The organism is Streptomyces microflavus, assembly GCF_014650075.1.
In the GTDB taxonomy this organism is placed as follows: Bacteria; Actinomycetota; Actinomycetes; order Streptomycetales; family Streptomycetaceae; genus Streptomyces; species Streptomyces microflavus.
Genome location: NZ_BMUG01000015.1, coordinates 19,294 through 35,940 on the forward strand (window position 1 = coordinate 19,294; position 16,647 = coordinate 35,940).

13 protein-coding genes and 1 pseudogene are annotated in these 16,647 nt (G+C 69.2%); 6 read left to right on the top strand and 8 right to left on the bottom strand.

From position 1 onward, the window contains the following. The first annotated feature begins 41 nt into the window (after window positions 1-41). A complete protein-coding gene (locus IE264_RS33360; protein ID WP_032760943.1) occupies window positions 42-1,061 on the top strand; it encodes a DNA topoisomerase IB in 1,020 nt (339 codons plus the stop codon). Between the two features lie 81 nt (window positions 1,062-1,142). Here IE264_RS33360 and IE264_RS38495 read toward each other — a convergent pair whose 3' ends face one another. Together IE264_RS38495 and IE264_RS38605 are read right to left on the bottom strand one after the other, a co-directional pair. Then, the gene (locus IE264_RS38495; RefSeq protein WP_268247730.1) at window positions 1,143-1,616 is read right to left on the bottom strand and encodes an acetate and sugar kinases/Hsc70/actin family protein; all 474 of its coding nucleotides are present in this window, start codon (window positions 1,614-1,616) and stop codon (window positions 1,143-1,145) included. Next, window positions 1,559-2,440: pseudogene (locus tag IE264_RS38605) on the bottom strand (hypothetical protein); the annotation flags it as partial. The pseudogene IE264_RS38605 and the gene IE264_RS38495, both read right to left, overlap by 58 nt. 91 nt (window positions 2,441-2,531) lie before the next feature. Here IE264_RS38605 and IE264_RS33370 point away from each other — a divergent pair. Continuing rightward, complete coding sequence (locus tag IE264_RS33370) at window positions 2,532-4,064, top strand: ISL3 family transposase (protein ID WP_444545700.1); 1,533 nt, start codon at window positions 2,532-2,534, stop codon at window positions 4,062-4,064. A gap of 697 nt (window positions 4,065-4,761) precedes the next feature. Here IE264_RS33370 and IE264_RS33375 read toward each other — a convergent pair. Both IE264_RS33375 and IE264_RS33380 read right to left on the bottom strand, forming a co-directional pair. Continuing rightward, the gene (locus IE264_RS33375; protein WP_190167751.1) at window positions 4,762-5,430 is read right to left on the bottom strand and encodes a response regulator; all 669 of its coding nucleotides are present in this window, start codon (window positions 5,428-5,430) and stop codon (window positions 4,762-4,764) included. Beyond that, a complete protein-coding gene (locus tag IE264_RS33380; RefSeq protein ID WP_032761009.1) occupies window positions 5,412-6,626 on the bottom strand; it encodes a sensor histidine kinase in 1,215 nt (404 codons plus the stop codon). The genes IE264_RS33375 and IE264_RS33380 overlap by 19 nt, the downstream gene beginning before the upstream one ends. A gap of 169 nt (window positions 6,627-6,795) precedes the next feature. On the opposite strand from IE264_RS33380, the gene IE264_RS33385 reads away from it, so the two are divergent. Then, complete coding sequence (locus IE264_RS33385) at window positions 6,796-7,359, top strand: VanZ family protein (RefSeq protein WP_032761004.1); 564 nt, start codon at window positions 6,796-6,798, stop codon at window positions 7,357-7,359. A 685-nt stretch (window positions 7,360-8,044) separates the two neighbouring features. Here IE264_RS33385 and IE264_RS33390 read toward each other — a convergent pair. The 3 genes from IE264_RS33390 to IE264_RS33400 form a co-directional block, all read right to left on the bottom strand. Then, complete coding sequence (locus IE264_RS33390; protein ID WP_032761002.1) at window positions 8,045-9,010, bottom strand: anti-sigma factor RsbA family regulatory protein; 966 nt, start codon at window positions 9,008-9,010, stop codon at window positions 8,045-8,047. Then, window positions 9,007-9,780 carry an MEDS domain-containing protein gene (locus IE264_RS33395; protein WP_308428541.1) on the bottom strand — a complete coding sequence of 258 codons (774 nt, stop codon included), beginning with the start codon at window positions 9,778-9,780 and terminating at the stop codon, window positions 9,007-9,009. Before IE264_RS33395 ends, IE264_RS33390 begins: the two co-directional genes overlap by 4 nt. An 884-nt stretch (window positions 9,781-10,664) precedes the next feature. Continuing rightward, window positions 10,665-12,152 (bottom strand): SulP family inorganic anion transporter, encoded by a 1,488-nt coding sequence (locus IE264_RS33400; RefSeq protein ID WP_373301944.1) that lies wholly within the window; start codon window positions 12,150-12,152, stop codon window positions 10,665-10,667. A gap of 416 nt (window positions 12,153-12,568) precedes the next feature. Between IE264_RS33400 and IE264_RS33405 the strand changes: the two genes are divergently transcribed. Further along, a complete protein-coding gene (locus IE264_RS33405) occupies window positions 12,569-12,982 on the top strand; it encodes a MerR family transcriptional regulator (RefSeq protein ID WP_190167753.1) in 414 nt (137 codons plus the stop codon). A 198-nt stretch (window positions 12,983-13,180) separates the two neighbouring features. Here IE264_RS33405 and nhaA read toward each other — a convergent pair whose 3' ends face one another. Then, window positions 13,181-14,428: a Na+/H+ antiporter NhaA gene (gene nhaA, locus IE264_RS33410; RefSeq protein WP_032760996.1), complete on the bottom strand. Its 1,248-nt coding sequence runs from the start codon at window positions 14,426-14,428 to the stop codon at window positions 13,181-13,183. A gap of 581 nt (window positions 14,429-15,009) precedes the next feature. Between nhaA and IE264_RS33415 the strand changes: the two genes are divergently transcribed. Continuing rightward, window positions 15,010-15,516: an STAS domain-containing protein gene (locus tag IE264_RS33415; protein ID WP_158706611.1), complete on the top strand. Its 507-nt coding sequence runs from the start codon at window positions 15,010-15,012 to the stop codon at window positions 15,514-15,516. Between the two features lie 25 nt (window positions 15,517-15,541). Then, window positions 15,542-16,636 (top strand): PucR family transcriptional regulator, encoded by a 1,095-nt coding sequence (locus tag IE264_RS33420; RefSeq protein ID WP_373301945.1) that lies wholly within the window; start codon window positions 15,542-15,544, stop codon window positions 16,634-16,636. The last annotated feature ends 11 nt before the right edge of the window (window positions 16,637-16,647 follow it).

The following is a 16,647-nucleotide window of genomic DNA, read 5'->3' on the forward strand; positions in this document are numbered from 1 at the left end:
CGCCCCGGTGGACCGTGCCTCCCAGGCGGAAAGGCGCGACGATGCGACTGCGCATGGTGGACCTCCAAGCGCCGGGGCTGCGGCGGGAGCGGCGCGGCCGGGGCTTCCGGTACCTGGACACGGCCGGTGCTCCCCTCACCGACCCGGCGCAGCTGGAGCGGGTGCGCGCGCTGGCCATCCCGCCCGCCTGGACCGACGTATGGATCTGCCCCTGGCCCAACGGCCATGTCCAGGCGCTCGGCACGGACACGGCCCGCCGCCGCCAGTACCTCTACCACGAGGAGTTCCGGGCGCGGCAGGAGCTGGCGAAGCAGGAACACGTACGGGAGTTCGCCGCCGCCCTGCCGCTGCTGCGGGAGCGCACGGCGGCGGATCTCGCCATGCGCGGCCTTTCGCGGGAGCGGGTGTCGGCGTGCGCGGTACGGCTGCTCGACCTCGGCTTCTTCCGTATCGGCACACGCGCCTACGCCCGCGACAACCAGACGTACGGGCTCACCACGATGCTCCGGGAGCACGTGGTCTGCCGCGGTGGCGAGATCTCCTTCTCCTACCCGGGCAAAGCAGCCGTGCGGCAGGTGCGGGCGCTGGTGGACCCGCCCGCCTACGAGGCCGTTCGGGCGCTGCTCCGCAGGCGGCGGGGCGAGGGGCAGCTCTTCGAGTTCTGGCACGAGCGCCGGTGGCACGGGCTCACCAGCACGGACCTGAACGTGCGGCTGAAGGAGTTCGCCGGGATGGACGTCACCGCGAAGGACTTCCGCACCTGGCACGCCACCGTCCTGGCCGCGGTCGGACTCGGCGTCTCCACTCCGGCGGGCCATGGGTCGCCGACCGCCCGCAAACTGGCCGTCGCCCGGGTGGTGAAGGAGGTCAGCCACTACCTGGGCAACACCCCGGCGGTGTGCCGCGCCTCCTACATCAACCCGCGCCTCATCGAGCTGTACGAGGAGGGCAGGACGATCGCCGACGAGCTGGGCCGCCTGGGAGAGGGCGCAGCGTTCGGCCACCCCGCGACGCAGGGGCCGGTGGAGGAGGCCGTACGCCGCCTGCTCGACGGGGACTGAAGAGCGCGGAACGCGGCCGTTCTCCTCCGGGCCCGGCCCGCGCGCAGGGTCGCCCCCGCTGGTCCGGGCGGGTCGCGGTTCTCAGCCCGAACGCCCGCCGTCCGCTGCCTCGGTCCGGCCTGCCAGGAGGGCCCGGGTCTCCCGGTCGACCTGCTGGGCCTCTCCGGTGGGTACGACGACGACGGGGACCCGCGCCCCGGGCTCGCTGACGATCTCGGGCCGCTCGGTGACGACCGGCCGCAGGCCGCCCGTGAGGCCGAGCACGGGCAGCCCGGCGCACACCTCCTCGCGCACCTCGGGCTGGTCCTCACCGATCTCCCCGGTGAGCACCAGGGCGTCGAGCCGGTCGAGGGAGGCGGCCATTTCGGCGATGCCGCGACGGCAGTGGTGGGTGAAGACGTCCAGGGCGAGTGCGGCGCGCTCGTCCCCGCGGCCCGGCCGCGGACGAGGTCGCGCGTGTCGTCCGAGGTGCCGGAGAGGGCCAGCAGGCCGGACTCGTGGTTCAGCGCCTCCTCGATGTCGTCGGCGGCCACACCGTGCCGGGTCTGCAGCCAGGTGAGGGCCCCGGGGTCGACGCTGCCGCTGCGGTGGCTCATCACGAGCCCCTCCAGCGGCGTGAACCCCATCGTCGTGTCGACGCTGTCCCCGTCCCGCACCGCGCAGGCGGAGCAGCCGCCGCCGAGGTGCGCGATCACGACGTGAAGCTGTTCGGGGCGGCGGCCGAGGAGTTCGGCGGCCCGTTCGAGCGCCCAGGCGTAGGAGAGCCCGTGGAAGCCGTAGCGGCGCAGCCCGTACTCCTCGCGCCACCTGGCGGGCACCGCGTACTCCCGTGCGGCGGCGGGCAGGCCGGTGTGGAAGACGGTGTCGAAGCAGGCGGCGTGCGGGACGTCGGGCAGCAGGTCTCGGGCGGCGTCCAGCACGGTGAGGGCCTGCGGGACGTGCAGCGGCGCGAGATCGGCCAGCTGGTCCAGCCGGGCGCGCACCTCGTCGTCGACCAGGGTGTGGCGGCGCAGCTCCGGCCCGCCGTGGACGAGCCGATGCCCGACGGCCACCGGAGGGGGTGCTTCGTCCAGCAACGTCCGCAGCGTCCCCGAAGCGTCCTCGCCGGGCGGGGAGTCGCTGTGGTGCTCGGCAAGGATCTCGCCGCCGTCACCGAACACGGTCAGACGCAGACTGGACGATCCGGCATCGGCCACCAGGACCGGGCCGTTGCTCTGTGCGCGCACGTTGATGCCTTCCTTCGGTCCGGGAGCACCGCACGAGAGGCCCCACAGCCACGGTGCGGAGCGGGCATGCGGCGCACCGGGTACCCACCCCGGCCTGGAAGGAAACCCAGCCTCACCCGCATCCCCGCCTCCTCCTGGCTGAAAAGGGACCACACCGATGGCCGATGAGGCGACTGTCAAACGAGCGGCTCTGTCCCGTAGTCGGTGGTGACGTCGAGTAGCCGTCCATGATCATGATCTTGTGATGGATGTCAACTCCCTTGTCGGGACGGTGTTTTCCGGGCTTTCGGCGCTGGTCGTCGAGGATGTGGCGGATGGCGGTGACGCGATAGTGGTCACGGCCCGCACTCGGGATGTGGCGGTGCCGTGTCCGGTGTGCGGATCGCCGACGGCGAAGGCCCATGGATATCACCGCCGGACGGTGGCGGACGTACCGGTCGACGGCCGCCAGGTCGTCGTTCACCTGCGCGTACGACGGCTGGCCTGCCCGATCCTGGGCTGCCGGCGACAGACCTTCCGCGAGCAGATTCCCGGACTGCTGGAGCGCCATCAGCGCCGCACGGTTCGGCTGGCGGGCCAGGTATCGCAGGTGGCACGGGAGTTATGCGGTCGGGCGGCGACCCGCCTGGCCGGCCTGCTGGCCATGCCCGTTTCCCGCAGTACCGCGCTGCGCCATCTGCAGCGCCTGCCGCTGCCCCGGCGGGAGGTCCCACGGGTGATCGCAGTGGATGACCTCGCGCTCAAGCGACGTCACCGCTACGCCACCATCATGACCAACGCCGAGACTGGCGAGCGGATCGACGTGCTGTCCGACCGCACCGCGGACACCCTGGAGAAGTGGCTGCGCGAACATCCTGGTGCCGAGGCCGTATGCCGGGACGGATCGGCCACCTACGCTGAGGCCGTCCGCCGTGCTCTGCCCGACGCGGTGCAGGTCAGCGACCGCTGGCACCTATGGCGAAACCTCCGCGACAAGGTCCAGCTCGAAATCCGCGCACACGCCGGCTGCTGGGCCACCATCAATCCGTCCCGCCCCGGCGGCATACGCGAGCAGACCACCCGCGAACGCTGGAACAAGATCCACGATCTCCACGGCCAGGGCGTTGACCTGCTCGAATGCGCCCGCCGCCTCAGCCTGGCCCTGAACACCGTCAAACGCTACGCCCGCATGCCCGAACCCCAGGCCCTGCGCCTTACCCCCGCCTACCGGCCGACCCTCGTCGACCCCTACCGCGACCACCTTCGCGAACGACGCCGGGCCGACCCCGCCGTCCCCGTCACCCACCTGCTGCGCGAGATCCGGGACCTGGGCTACACCGGCAGCGCCAATCTGTTGGTCCGCTACCTCAGCCAAGGCCGCGCCGAAGGCGACCGACCCGTCACCACGCCGCGTCACGCCGGCCGCCTCCTCCTTACCGACCCCGAAAACCTGCGTCCGAAGGAAACGGCCCTGCTGGAGAAGATCACCGCGGCCTGCCCGGAGATGACCCAACTCGCCGATCTCATAAACGTCTTCGCCACCCTGCTGAAGCCGACCGAGGGAAACGACCTGAAGCTCACCGAGTGGATCACGACTGCCCGCGCCGCAGCACTGCCCCACCTGCACAGCTTCACCAACGGCCTCGAAATTGACCGGCTCGCCGTCAACGCCGGCCTCACCCTGCCCTACCACAACGGCCGCACCGAAGGCGTCAACACCCGCACCAAACGGATCATGAGACAGATGCACGGACGCGCAGGATTCGACCTCCTCCGCCACCGCATCCTGCTCGCCTGACAGGCACCCACCGTCACCACCGACTACGGGACAGAGCCGCTCGTTTGACAGACCCGAGCCCGTCCTGCTCACGCGGCCCCTGGCCGCCCGGCGGGCATAGAAAGCCCTGCCCCGGTCACCTTTGAGATCAGTGGCCGGTACAGGGCGCGCCGGTGCGGTCGGAGCGTAGCGGGTGACGTCAGTGATTTTGCAGGTGATGGTGCCGGTGACCCGGTCCAGACCCTGGGCCTCTTCTTCTGCGGATTGGCTGGGTGCGAGGTTGTTGCTGGCCGTGACGGCTTCGCCGATGCGGGTGGCGGCCTTGTCAACGAACTCGATGCTGATCACGTAGTTGGACTTCTTCGAGATCTGTTCGTCATCGTCAGGCTTGCCTGAGCCCAGGTAGTGGTGAAGTTCACTTCACAGCCGGCGACCTCGACACCCCCTTCGGGGGCCGGTGCAGTTCGTTCGCAACGGAAGAGCGCTCGTCATCCACTGGGGCATCCGCATCGACCACAGCATGAGCGCCGGGATGCTCGGAGCCCGGGAACCGGCAGCGGCGGCTGCCGTCAAGGCCTCCTCCTCGCTCTCCTGGGCTCGTACGGAACATCATCGGGAGGCCCGGCGGCAGGTACGAGATCGTCACCCCTGACGACCGGGTGCCCGACTCAAGGGCTTCGAATCGCTCCAGATCTCGGCGGCCGTGCGGCGAGGGACCTCATCCGCTGTGCCCCGCCAGGCCGTTGCGCCAGGCCCATGCCGCGATCTCCACGCGGTTTCGCGCACCGAGTTTTGCCTGCACGTTGGTGAGGTGGGTTTTGACCGTGCCTACGGTGATGGAGAGCGCCGAGGCGATCTCGGCGTTGGTCAGGCCCTCGGCCAGCAGCACGACAACCTCGTGCTCGCGCGGGGAAAGCAGGCCGGCCGCGGACTGTGAGGTGGCGCCGCCGGTGCGGAGCTGTCTCAGAAGCCGGACGGTGATCGAGGGGCTCACCAAGGAGTCTCCGGCTGCGGCCGCCCGCACCGCCTCGGCAAGCAGTCGGGGCCCGGAGTCCTTGAGGATGAAACCGGCGGCTCCCGACGCCACGGCGCGGGTGAGGTAATCCTCGTCGTCGAAGGTCGTCACCATCACCACCTGCGGCCGGTGCGCGGCTTGGGGGCGGGTGAGGTGGCGCAGGGCGTCCAAGCCGTCCAAGCGGGGCATGCGGATGTCCATGAGGACCACGTCCGGGAGGTGGGACCTCACCATGTCCAGGGCCTGGAGGCCGTCGCGCGCCTGGGCGACCACCTCGATGTCGTTCTCGGCGGAGAGGATCATGGCCATGCCGGTGCGGACGATCTCCTGATCGTCGGCGAGCAGTACCCGGATCACAGGCCGGCCTCCCATGCGCTCTCCAAGGGGATACGGGCGCTCACCCGCCAGTGGCCGGTGCTGTCGCGGCCAGTGCGGAAGACGCCGCCCTCGGCAACGACGCGTTCCTCCAGGCCGGTGAGACCGTACCCCCTGTGAGCGGGTGTCTCCTCACCCGGCGTCGGCGGACCGCTCACGATGTCGAGTTCTACCATTCCCGCCCGGGCCCGGAGGTCCATAATCACCTGCTCGGAGTCCGGTGCATGCTTCCGTACATTGGTCAACGCCTCCATGGCCACTCTGTGGAGGACTGCGCCGGCCGCCGGGGGCAAGCGGTCGACGGGTCCTTCCTCGATCAGGCGGGCGCCGCCCCCACCAGGCAGTGTGAAGGCCTCGACCAGTGAGCGGATCCCTTCCGCTCCCACCGCCGGTGCTGCCGTGATCTCCGTACGGAGACCACTGATCATATGCCGCAAGGCTCGCAGCGCCTCCGCCCCTGCCCGTTCGATCTGGTCCAGCGCCGGGACGGTCAGTTCCGGCCTGGCCTCCGCGACGATCTGCGCGCCCTGGGCCTGCACCACCATGCCCGTCACATGGTGGGCCACGAAGTCGTGCAGGTCCCGCGCGAAGGTAAGCCGCTGCTCCAGCCGCACCTGCTCCGCGTGGCGCCGTCGGTCCAGGGCCGCAAGCCGGGCCACCAGGGCGCAGATCAGTGCGGCGCAGACGGCCAGGGTGCAGAACAGGGCGAGAATCAGGCTGATCTCCGTCACCCGCACGGCCACTGGGCGCATCACCACGGCCAGGCACAGCAGAAGGGCCGCCCCGACGGCGAGCCAGGCCGCTCCGTAGCGGACGGTGATGACCAGCACCACGATCAGCGCAGCGATTTCGAACAAGGTGTAGGTGTCGGCGTGCCCCGCAGACGAGTCGGGCCGGGTGGCCGCGAAGCGCATCCACGCACTGCACCCGAGTGACGCCGCCCCCGTCAGAGCACCGGCCGCCGCCACGGTCCGCGGACGGTTGTGCCGACGACGAGCGGTCAGGACCGTCAGCGCCAGCACGGGGGCTAGCGCCGAGAGGCCGCACTGGAGCGCGAGTGGGGATCGGTGGAGACCGGTGCGGTAGTCGGCGGCGATCGCCAGGGCGAGAGCGGCCACGACGAGGGCGACTCCGAGGCAGAAGAAGGCCCGGCGCGTCCGGGATGAGGCTCGGCCGAAGTGCGGGGAGTGCATGTCCACAGCCTACGGAGCGCCAATACGGCGTTCCCTCTGCCGAAAGTCGTAGTGCCAAAGGGCTGGCTCCGCCTTTCGGTAGATCCACGGCGGATTCCCGTCCGGAAAGGTTCGACCCACAACGATCCGCCAGTGCCCCGACGGGGCCTGATCCGCAGGGACGCCCCTCATGGACTTCCAGACCAAGATTCCTACTATCGCCATCCTCGGACCGGCGCTTGTCGCCTTTGCCTTGGTCGCCCTGGCGCGTTACCGCCGCGACGCCTCCGGTTGGAGCGGCGGTCCGCTCGTGGTGCGCGCCGTCACCGCGCTCTACGCGGCAGCCGTCGCCTCGCTGACCGTCTTCCCGCTATGGATCTACGGTGGCATGTACCGCAACCAGGCCGAGTGGTACACACAGATCCAGCCGATCCCCCTGCTCATGGCGGACATCACCATGATCCCCAACGTGGCCATGTTCCTCCCCCTCGGCTTCCTGCTGCCGCTGCTGCGCCCACGCATCACCCTCCGCCGCACCGTCCTGGTCTCAGCGATGGCCAGCCTGAGCATCGAGGCCCTCCAGATGCTCCAGTACATCGCCTTCGCCAACGGCCGCGCCGTCGACATCAACGACCTCATCGCCAACACCCTCGGCGGCCTTCTTGGATACACGATCCTGCGTACCGCCCAGCGCGCAACCGCCCCGCGCACCGCGCTGGAGCGGTTCACCCCATCGGCACGCACAGCTGCCTGACGGATCAGGTACGGGCCCTATAAGCGCAAGAATTTGAATGTCCTGGGCCGCTACAGCTTTACCGCCTCCCAGCCGGTCGAGGGCCTGCGCCCGCTGCGCGACCCGGAAGCCGTCGACCTCGACGACGATGACGACGGCCAGGACGAGTGAGGGAACCGCCCAGTACATGGTGTCGTTGACCCGGGCGTGGGGGGTGGGCTGGTCACGTGACCGAGCCCCAACCTCGCGGAGGGGGCAGGCGGGCCCCGTCGGCGTTCGTTGCGACGCCGACTGGGTCCGCCTCCGGTCGGATGCAGGCCCTCCCGGCGTCGGCGGTCCCCGGAGAGTTCTACTTCGAACCCAGGCAGCACACGGGAAGAGCCAAGCATCCCAGCGGATACGCCGGCGCCGGGCGGCACAGATGTCCGTCCCGTCGCGGCGTTCGGCTGGTCGCGGTGGGCTGGCGCCCTCGCCCGGCCGTCCCGGCGGGCGTCACCTCGTAACGGTGGGCCCCCGACGTTGTCGGCGCTGGTGTCGACCGCGCCCGTCGCCCGGGCGGCCTTGAGCTGGTCACGGAAGCCCGCGTAGAAGACGCCCGGCCCCTCGGTACCCCCAGCGGCCGCCAGTGACCTGTGCGGGGTCTTTCGGGCCCGGTACCCTCTCTCATCGCCCGCCGTCAGCCGACGGTGCAGGCCAAAGGCGGCTTCTACCGCTGTGGGGCATCCATGTGCAGGCGGATGGTGGTGCCCTGGTCGGGGGTGGAGCGGATTTCGACGAGGTCGCAGAGCTGGTGTGCGAGCCACAGGCCCCGACCGCCGACCTGGTTCGCTTCGGGGCGGGTGCGGCCAGTCATCGCGTCGGGGATGTAGCCGGAGTCGCGGAGCTCGCACAGGAAAGTCTCGTCCTGGGCCCAGGTGCGCAGGGTGCCGTGGCCCCCGCCGTGGCGGATGCTGTTCGTCGCGATCTCGGTGACGGCGACGGCGAGCTTCGCCAGCCGGTCCTCGGTCACGCCGGCGTCGGTGGCGCATTGGGAGACCTTCGAGCGGATCGCGCCCAGGTCGCCGTGCGTGTAGCTCAGCTCCTGGAACGGATCGCACGGGGCGTCCAGGTCGTCGAAGGCGTACTCCTCACCGGTGAGGTAGACCTCGTTGAGCGTGTACTGGCCGTCGCGGTGGATCTGCGGGTGGCAGCGGGACAGGGAACGCAGAGCGTCCTGGTCCTCGTCGGCAGCATCGTAGGGGCACAGCATCGACCATGTGCTGCTGCGCGCGAAGGCCCGGTTCATCAGCCACTCGTGGTAGCGGAGCTCGGAGAGGTGTGCGGCACTGCGTGCTTGGCGCCAGGCGGTTTCGCCGATGCCCCGTACGGGTCGGCCGCCTTCTCCGCGCTGGTGCATCCAGGCGGACCAGGCGGCGATGTGCCGGCCGGGGTTCGGGCCGGCCGTCGTGGCGTCGACGAAGGTGACGGCTGATTCGTCGGCGAGTTCACCGCGCAGGAGTGAGGTCTTGTCCTCGGGAACCGCGACGACCACAGCCTCATCGGCCTCCAGTGCCTCGTGGATGTAGTCCAGGGTCCCGGACAGGAACTGGTCCTGCCCGCGGTACGGGTACAGCTCGTGGCGGAACGGGGCGCCGTGGGGACGAGACGGTGTCGGGGGCATAGTCTCGGTCATGCCGCCATCACCACCGGCACGTCCGCGGTGGCATAGCCCGCGAGGTCCCAGCACAGGCGCACAATCTCGTTGGCACCTTCCACGACGATTCGACGCTCCGGCAGGTGGCGGGCCGCGTCGACGAGAGCGTGCATGCCGGCGGCATCGATCATCTCCACGGCGTCGAACCTCAGCTTCACGGTGGGTGTGCGCCGCGTGGCGGCGCGGACTGCGGCGTTGAACGCCGTCGCGCACTCCGAGTCGACCACTCCGTCCACACCCCAGCTGTCCGTGCCTGTGCTGAACATCCGGAAAGCCGGACGCGCCGCACGTTTGCCCGTCTCCTGCGGATGCACACACGCCACGTGTTCCAGCGTAGACGCCTCCCACTGGGCCGTCCTGAACACGCACACCACGATCGCGCCGCTTTCCGCAGCGAACTCATCGAGCTTCAGCTCCCGTGCCAGCAGTTCCTCGGCGTCACCGGGCGCCGTGACCGGTATCCGCTCGGCAAGGACGCGCACCGACCGGAAGCCCTCACGCACCGCGGCACGGGTCTCCCGCCGTACGGCGGCCAGCATCACATCGGTATCGGCCCGGTCCGGAAGATCAAGGATCACCGAGGTCGTGGGGAGGCGGTCTCGCCGTACTGCAACGGTGCCGAGCGACCCGATGACCACGACCTTGTCCCCGTACAGAGCTCCATCGGCCACATAGGAACGCGCACCAGCGAACGCGTCACCCGGATCCACGCGCCAGCAGACGTGGTCACCGAGCTCGACCTCGTCCAACGTCGCCAAAGCCCGCGCCGATCTCACCCCGACCCCTTCCAACGCCAACATGACCTGCGAACACAGCACAATACTGGGCTACAGCAAGTGCCCGTAAGCCGGAACGACGAACCCGCCCTGCGGTCAACATGGGGCGCGGTGTCGCGAGCGGATTCGTGCCCTGTGTCCGGCCCGCGCTCCGGACGCGGTCGAGCTGGACGAGGACAGAGACGGCGCTGTGCAGAAGTGAGGGGCGGGCTCCATCCCTGGCCCGCACCAGCGTGGGCAACGGAGGTCGGGAGCAGTCGCGGACCGTCCGGGCGTAGATGATCATGCCGACCAAGCCCTCGCGGTCGTCGTTAGTCGTGGGCCCAGTCGAGCGTGCGGGGCTTGCCGGTGGTGTGCCGGATGGAGGTAGCGCAGCGGGCCAGCCGCGTGTGGAGGTGCGAACGAGACAAGCCGGGGGCGGCGGCGGATCTTGCCCTCCACCGTCGGCAGGGCCCGGGTGCCCGCACGCCAGAACGTGGCGTCCGTACGGCGGAATACCGTCCAGGTCCCGGCCAGCCAGCATTCAAACGATCCCGCGCGCGAGAGTGTCGGCGAACTACGCACCCCCGGCGCTGCCCGTTTGACGTGGGCCTTTGTCCGCGACACGGCTGCTAGAGGCGGCGGCAGCCGCCGTGCCAGTCGCGGCTGTCCTGGTGCGCGGGAGCCGGGCGGTCCTGGCCTGGGGCCTGCTGGCCGGAGCGCTGACCGGGCACCTCTTCATCAGGTCCGCTCGCCCGGCCCGTAGATCGGTTCCGTGAGCCCCCTGGTGGGTGGGCCGGCCCCCTGGAGTGCTGGGTGCGGGAAAGCGCGAAGGACCCCGGCCGGGCCGGGGTCCTTCGGGTTTTACCGTGCTGATCTCAGTGGCTGGTGAGTTCGCCGGTGAGCTTGCCGTGAAGATCGGCGCTCAGGTCGTTCAGCCCGGTGATCTCCACGGTCTTGCCGCGCTGCTTGTACTTGGTCTCGATCGCGTCCAGGGCCGCCACGGAGGAGGCGTCCCAGACATGGGCCGCGGACAGGTCGATGACAATCTTGTCCGGGTCGCCGGCGTAGTCGAACTGTCCGACGAGGTCGTTGGAGGAGGCGAAGAACAGCTCGCCGGTGACCCGGTAGACGACCGTGGTGCCGTCGGGGTCGAGGACGCTGTGCACGCGGGCGAGGTGGGCGACGCGCTTGGCGAAGATGACCATGGCGGTGATCGAGCCGACGACGACGCCGATGGCGAGGTTGTCGGTGGCGACCACGCAGATCACGGTGATGCCCATGACGGCGATCTCACCGGCCGGCATCCGCTTCAGCGTCTTTGGTGCGATGGAGTGCCAGTCGAACGTGGCGAAGGCCACCATCACCATCACAGCGACCAAGGCAGCCATGGGGATGTCGGAGACGACCGGCCCGAAGACGATGCACAGCACCATCAGGAACACGCCCGCCAGGAACGTGGAGAGGCGGGTGCGGGCGCCGGAGACCTTCACGTTGATCATCGTCTGGCCGATCATGGCGCAGCCGCCCATACCGCCGAAGAAGCCGGTGACGATGTTGGCGATGCCCTGACCGATGGACTCCCGGGTCTTGGAGGAGTGGGTGTCGGTGATGTCGTCGACCAGCTTCGCCGTCATCAGCGACTCCATCAGCCCGACCAGCGCCATGGCGAAGGCGTACGGAGCGATGGTGGTCAGGGTGTCCAGGGTGAAAGGCACGTCCGGCAGGCCCGGCACCGGCAGCGAGGAGGGCAGTTCGCCCTTGTCGCCGACGGTCGGCACCGCGATCCCGGCCGCGACCGTGATGACGGTCAGGATGACGATCGCCACGAGCGGGGCCGGGATCACCTTGGTGACCTTCGGGAAGAACACCATCAGAGCCAGGCCGCCGATGATCAGCGGGTACACCGCCCACGGCACGTCGTGCATCTCGGGCACCTGCGCCATGAAGATCAGGATCGCGAGCGCATTGACGAAACCGACCATCACCGAACGCGGCACGAACCGCATCAGCTTCGCCACCCCGAGCGCACCCAGGACCACCTGGATGACACCGGCCAGGATGACGGCGGCGATCAGGTAACCCAGGCCGTGCTCACGGTTGAGCGGCGCGATGACCAGGGCGATGGCGCCGGTCGCGGCGGAGATCATCGCGCGGCGGCCGCCGACGATCGAGATGACCACGGCCATGGTGAACGAGGCGAACAGGCCGACCGCCGGGTCGACCCCGGCGATGATCGAGAAGGAGATCGCCTCAGGGATCAGCGCCAGGGCGACGACCAGACCCGCGAGGACCTCGGTACGCCAGACCTTGGGATTGTTCAGCCAGTCGGGCTTGAGGCCGCGCAGCCGCGCGGGGGGAGTCACAGCAGCAGAAGACAAGGAGATGCGTACCTGTCGTGCTCGGGCACACCGCCGGACGGGCCGGGGCGTGCGGGAGGAGGCGCGGGAGACCGGCCGGCATCCCGCGGGCGGCCCGAGGCGGGCCGGGAAGTCGTGGAGGGCGCGAACCGGGGGCCTGGGCGGTGCCCGGCCGGGCAGCTCACGTCCTAGGGCGAAGGGTCACGGCGGGCAGGCGGCGGCGATCGGCGTCATGGGCTCGCGCACGCTCTCTCCTGCAAGAATCGGATCTTCGCCGGGGGCACCATCGGCCCCGGAAACGGCAGTAACGGGGCGGCCGGGCCGCCCTCGCCATCATCAACTCTACCTTAACGTTAGAGTAGAGGTTGGTGGGGCCGCACGGGACGCGGTCCGCCATGAGGAGAAGGGCCAGGGACACGGGCGTGGACGACAAGCACATGCAGATCGGCGAGGTCGCCGCGCGGACGGAGCTGTCCCTGCGCACCATCCGCCACTACGAGGAGACCGGCCTGGTCATCCCCTCCGCCCGCTCCCAGGGCGGCTTCCGCCTCTACACCGAGACCGACATCGCCCGCCTGATGGTCATCCGCCGGATGAAGCCGCTCGGCTTCACCCTGGACCAGATGCGCGACCTCCTGGACGCCACCGACCGCCTCGACAGCGACGACGCCCTCGACACCGGCGAGCGCGAGACCCTGCTCGAGCGCGTGCGGACCTACCAGCAAGCCGCCGCCGAGCAGGTGGAGAAACTGCGCATCCAGCTGGAACGCGCAGAGGACTCCGCCACCACCCTGGCCGCCCGCCTGAAGCAGAACGCTTCCGCCACTCGCCCCTGAACCCGTCGGTTCCTCTATACGCAGCTCCACGAAACTTCTTACAACCCGAGAAGGGCTCACTGCGGGATTAGGTAGACGCTGCTCTCGTGTCCGTCGCGCGTTGTGGGGAGAACCCGGGCGCCGGGCAAGGGTGCGCCCGATGGCGACAGGTGGATTCACCTGCTTACCGTCGATCGGCCGCCCGGCGCACTGGCGCCGTCAGGTTTTCTCGGGTGCCGTTTCTCCGGAGGCAGGCTGCTGCTTGGTGAGACGGCCGTAGTGCCGGCTGCGGCGGCCCAGGACGAGGGCTGCCAGCAGCGACGCGGCGAAGGAAGCGAGGAAAATTGCCCCCTTGGCGTCCGTGAGGTGGGCGTCGCTGGTGTAGGAGAGTTCGGCGATCAGCAGGGAGACGGTGAAGCCGATGCCGGCGAGGATGCCGATCCCTGCGATGTCCGGCCAGGCGAGACGGGGGTTGAGTTGGGCGCTGGTGAACCGGCTGGCCAGCCAGGTGGCACCGAATATTCCGAGGAACTTGCCGACGAGGAGACCGGCGAGGACACCCCAGGTGACGGTGGAGGAGAAGAACCCGTGTGCGCCGGAGAGGGAGACTCCGGCTGCCATCAGCGCGAAGACGGGCAGTGCGATTCCGGCGGAGAACGGGCGAAGTACCTCTTCCGCCCGGTGCGATGGCGAGGTGGACTCTTCTCCTTGGGCCCGGGTGCGCATCAGCAGGCCCATGGCGACGCCGGCGATCGTGGCATGGACGCCGGAGGCATGCACCAACGTCCAGATCACGGCGGCGAGCGGGGCGAACAGCAGCCATCCCGGCACCCTGGCGCGCACCCTTCTGACAGTCCGGCCGGAGCCGTTCTGAAGGTAGCCGAACACCGCCAGGCCCAGGGCGGCCAGGGCGAGGGTGGCGAGGTTGAGGCCGGTGGTGTAGGCGACGGCGATGACCAAGACGGCGACCATGTCGTCGACGGTGGCCAGGGTGAGGAGGAAAGTGCGCAGCGGGGTGGGCAAGTGCCGGCCGACGACGGCCAGGACGGCAAGGGCGAAGGCGATGTCGGTGGCCATCGGGATGCCCCACCCGCCGGCTGCCTCCCCGCCGGAGGGGGCGGTGATAGCGAGGAAGATCAAGGCGGGGACCACGACGCCGCCGATCGCGGCCGCAATCGGGAGGGCGGCTCGGCGCGGGTCGCGCAGCTCCCCGTGGATGATCTCTTGTTTGAGTTCGTTGCCAACGATGAAGAAGAAGACGGCCAACAACCCGTCCGCGGCCCAGGTTTCAACGGAGAGGTTCAGATGCAGGGCTGCGGGGCCGAAGGTGAAGGAGCGCAGGGACTCGTAGGAGTCGGCGAGGGGCGAGTTCGCCCAGGCCAGTGCCAGAACGGCCGCGCCGATCAGGAGTGATCCGCTGACCGCGTCCAGACGTAGGGCAGCGGTGATGCGCGAAGCGGCAGACATGAAGGGAGAATCTCCAACCGTGCGAAGGGGCGCATGGCAGTACGCCGGCGTTTGCCGGTGGGTGCTGCCGAGAGGATGCGGTGGGCTCAGCCGGAAGTCTGCGGCGGGCAGACGCTCATCATCGCGCCCCAGGTACTGACATAGCCGTTCGTACCGATGGGTCGGCGCTCCAACGACTCGGCGCGACAGAGGCGCGCATCGAGTGGTGAGAGAGGCTCTATGGCGGAATGGTCGCGCATCGTGCCCTCTCCCTCTCGCTGTCCTGTTTCCTTAGGCAAGCCTAACAACATGCGGTCACTGGTTGGGGAGGCTGCTTGTGCGGTGTTCGCGGGGCTGAACAGTCGCGCTCCATGTGGGGGGTTGGATCCGGCGGAGTCTTTCAGGCGGTCTCGCCCCTAGGATGGAGAAACGCGCTGCGGTGGGCGCTGGTGTGCCGGGAAGCCTGGTCGGCGTCGGGGGACAGCCGTCTCTCGGTCTGGGCGCACCCCGGGGAGTTTGGTCATGCACGACGATCCGCTGCATCGGCGTTCCGTTCACGTGTCCGCATCGCCTTTGTGTCAGTGGCGGGCAGGGGCGAGCGGGTGAAGCCGTTCCGTGATCGTCGGTCGGCAGTCGCACTGGGGCTGGCTTTGGTGGTTGCCGCGTTGTGGGCCGGGACGCTTTTGCGGGAAGAGGTGCTGCGCATCCTGTGTCTGTGCGCAGCTGCCGTCGGACTGCGGGTGGCTCTGGTAAACATCTGGCCGGGCGTCCATCCCCGGTTGTACGGCGGGCCGTCTCAGCGGGTTACTGCCGGGCAGTCCGTTGTCAGGGTCCTGGTACAAGGTGAGATCAACGGGGCCAGTATGGCGAGGACAGCCCACCGGGTGGCCGATCTGCTCGGTCCGGAAACCCAGCAGATCTGTATCGACTTCCATACGGTCACCGGCCTGAGCGAGGACGGCGCCCGGGAACTGGGCAGCTTCATTCGCACCGCGCGGCACCAGGGCGTCCTGACAGTCATCAATGGGGCCTCTCCCTCAGTGCGCAGCTCTCTGCGACAGGCTGAACTCGACCACCTTGTGACCTATGCCGGGCCCAGGCATACCTGACATCGCCTCACGGAGGAGGCGCAGCATGGCGAGCGGTTCAGCCAAGGGGAGAGCGATGAATGAACGATGCCGTCCGTCGAAGACCTCCGCCGGGTACGAGGCGTTGATCGCTGCGGCCGCGCGGTCGGGAGAGGAGCCGGACGAGAGGCGGCTGGAAGAGCTGCGGTTCTTCGGACAGCAGGCTGCTGCCGATGGGAGGACCCTGCGGAGTCTGGTCGTGGATCACCTCGCTCTGGCGCGTGTCGCGTGGCCGGACGTTGCGGTGGATGCAGGCCGGGTGCTGGCGGCGATGCAACAGGGTGTCGAGGCGCTGTGTGAGGGGCATGAGCGGGCGCAGCAGTTCGCGGTACGGCAACAGGAGGCAGTGCGGAGGGAATTCATCGACGATCTTCTGTACGGCCGTAGTGAGCTGGGTTCTCTGGTGGAGCGGGCGGAGCGGTTCGGGCTGCGTCTCTCCTATGCTCACGCGGTCGCTGTCGCTGTCGCTGAAGGCACCGGAGCGTATGTCGAGGGTGATGTTGTTTCTCGCCGGGTGGAGCGGGCGGTGACGGGGCGTTTCGGTGAGCGCAGCGTCCTCCTCACCACTAAGAACGGGCGGATGGTCTGTATCGCTCCAGGGGATCAGCACGAGGTTCTGCTGTCTTTTGCCGAACAGGCCCATGCCGCGGCCGAGGGCGGGCGAACAGCGATCGGGCGCCCCCACGCTGGGGCGGGCGGCATCGTCCACTCCTACCAGGAAGCCCTGCAGGTTCTGGACCTGGCCGATCGTCTCGGCTTCGCGGAGCCGGTCCTGCATGGGGCGGATCTGCTGGTCTACCCGGTGCTTGCCCGGGACCGCCAGGCCTTGGCAGATCTCGTCCGTACCACCTTCGGTGCGCTGCTAGAGGCACGTGGCGGCCCGCAGCCCTATCTGGAAACCTTCAACGCCTATTTCGACGCGGGCTGTGTCGGAGCGCAGGCTGCACGTCGTCTTGCTTTGAGCGTCCGCGCGCTGACCTACCGGCTCAGACGCATTCACCAGCTCACCGGATCCGACCCGACCGACCCCGAGCAGCGGTACAGGCTGCAGACCGCCGTCATCGGAGCACGTCTCCTGGACTGGCCTGCGCAGAGTCGGTAGACGGGCCTTCT

Excerpts from the sequence above, each read along its gene's own strand:
- IE264_RS33380 (WP_032761009.1), bottom strand. The coding sequence starts at position 6,626 with ATGCACTCCCCGCACTTCGGCCGAGCCTCATCCCGGACGCGCCGGGCC.
- IE264_RS33390 (WP_032761002.1), bottom strand. The coding sequence starts at position 9,010 with ATGACCGAGACTATGCCCCCGACACCGTCTCGTCCCCACGGCGCCCCG.
- IE264_RS33420 (WP_373301945.1), top strand. The coding sequence starts at position 15,542 with ATGGCGAGCGGTTCAGCCAAGGGGAGAGCGATGAATGAACGATGCCGT.
- IE264_RS33370 (WP_444545700.1), top strand. The coding sequence starts at position 2,532 with ATGGATGTCAACTCCCTTGTCGGGACGGTGTTTTCCGGGCTTTCGGCG.
- IE264_RS33375 (WP_190167751.1), bottom strand. The coding sequence starts at position 5,430 with ATGGGAGGCCGGCCTGTGATCCGGGTACTGCTCGCCGACGATCAGGAG.
- IE264_RS33385 (WP_032761004.1), top strand. The coding sequence starts at position 6,796 with ATGGACTTCCAGACCAAGATTCCTACTATCGCCATCCTCGGACCGGCG.
- IE264_RS33360 (WP_032760943.1), top strand. The coding sequence starts at position 42 with ATGCGACTGCGCATGGTGGACCTCCAAGCGCCGGGGCTGCGGCGGGAG.
- nhaA (WP_032760996.1), bottom strand. The coding sequence starts at position 14,428 with ATGTCTGCCGCTTCGCGCATCACCGCTGCCCTACGTCTGGACGCGGTC.